Source organism: Facklamia sp. P12937, assembly GCF_050409505.1.
GTDB lineage: Bacteria > Bacillota > Bacilli > Lactobacillales > Aerococcaceae > Facklamia.
In genome coordinates this window covers 1-1782 of record NZ_JBNUPI010000042.1, presented here as the reverse complement: position 1 = coordinate 1782, position 1782 = coordinate 1, and the positions used below count along the sequence as shown (strand labels likewise).

At 27.7% G+C, this 1782-nt stretch carries 2 protein-coding genes; both read left to right on the top strand.

Annotated elements, in window-relative coordinates:
* Positions 1-200 precede the first annotated feature (200 nt).
* Entirely contained in the window at positions 201-794 is a 594-nt protein-coding gene (locus tag ACQV2R_RS08580) for a type IV toxin-antitoxin system AbiEi family antitoxin domain-containing protein (RefSeq protein ID WP_428874601.1), read from the top strand.
* A complete protein-coding gene (locus tag ACQV2R_RS08575; RefSeq protein WP_428874600.1) occupies positions 787-1626 on the top strand; it encodes a nucleotidyl transferase AbiEii/AbiGii toxin family protein in 840 nt (279 codons plus the stop codon). The genes ACQV2R_RS08580 and ACQV2R_RS08575 overlap by 8 nt, the downstream gene beginning before the upstream one ends.
* The last annotated feature ends 156 nt before the right edge of the window (positions 1627-1782 follow it).

Below are 1782 nucleotides of genomic sequence, written 5' to 3'. Positions count from 1 at the left end.
AAAAATAGGGTGGAAGGAAGTGTTTTTCTTCCATCCACCCTATTTATTATAGAACTTTAAAAGCAGAGTAGGAAAGCAGAGCCAAGTAAAATAATGGATTGTGTAATTGAAATAAATTGGATATGAATTCAAAGCTTTGTTGTAAATACACTAATAAAAGTATATAATATAAGTGTAAATGCAACAAGGAGATGAATATAATGAATCATAGAAAGCAAATTGAAAGACATCTTAAAAAGTCAGGTGGTATTATAACATCTACTTATTGCAGAGAAAATAATATACCTACAGTATATTTAAGTAGACTAGTAAAAGAAGGAAAATTGTTTAGAGTTCAAAAAGGAATATATATTACTAAAGATGGTGATTATGATGACTACTATTTTTTTCAATATCAGTATAAAAAGGCAATATTTTCCTATGAGACAGCTTTGTTTATACTTGGAGTAACGGACAAAATTCCATGGATAATGGATGTTACAGTTTACAATGGCTATAAATTTAATGAAAAGCAAGATACACTTAATGTTAATTATGTAAAAAAATCTATTTATGACTTAGGCATTATCCAGAAAAAGACAATGTTTGGAAATACTGTTAATGTTTATTCCTACGAAAGAACACTTTGTGATTTTATTTCTAACAAAGAAAAAATGGATGTTGAAGTTTATGTAAAACTCATTCGTTCATATTCTAAATATAAGGATAAGGATATACATTCTCTTTATGAAATAGCAAGAAAAATGGGAATAGAAGATAAAGTAAAGGAAGTTATGGAGGTGGTATATGAATAAAGCAAAACTAACCGCTATTTGTCACAAGATAAGCAAAGAAACTGGACTTCCATTTAATTCAGTAATGCTATATTATTTTTTGGAAAGCATATTAAAAAAATTATCACAGAGTAAATATCATGAAAACTTTGTTTTTAAAGGAGGTTTTCTTCTATCTAATGTAGTAGGTATAGATTCAAGAAGTACAGTAGATATAGACTTTCTTTTGAGAAATATGCACTTATCAGAAGAAAATATATTAAAAATATTACAAGAAGCACTGGAAACAAAATCTTCAGATGATATATTCTATAAAACACATGGAATAAGTACAATTAAGGAAGATGACCAGTATGGAGGGTTTCGTGTAAGTATACTTTGTAGAATGGAGAATATAAGACAAATCGTACCTCTTGATATTGCAACAGGAGATGTTATTACACCCTATCCCATAGACTATAAATATATAAGTGCTTTTGGACAAAAAGATATTTTAATTAAAGCTTATCCCATAGAAACAATATTAGCAGAAAAAATTCAAACAATTTATTCAAGAGGATTTTTAAATAGCAGAAGTAAGGATTATTATGATCTTTATATAATTTATAAATTAAAAGATAAGGAAATAGAGATTGATATATTAAAAGAGGCTTGTATTCAAACATTTAACTATAGAAAAACGGAATTTGATACAGATAAAATCATCAGTCTAATGGAAATGTTAAAAACAGATGAAGCTTTTTTAAAAAGGTGGCAAGCGTATTCGAAGAAAAATCTCTACGCTAGAGACATAAAGTTTGAAGATGCCATAGATAATGGAATAAATATTATAGAAAAAATAAAAAATCAGTAGAGCTATGAAAAGATGAGAGATTGAAGATTTAAGGCTCTATGTCCAATAAGGTTGATGCTATCCAAGGAGATTAAGCCACTAACGGTTGCTTGGTCTCCTTTTCTTTTCTTCCTGACACATATAATCTTGATATTAAAAGAATTCTATTTTTGAAAT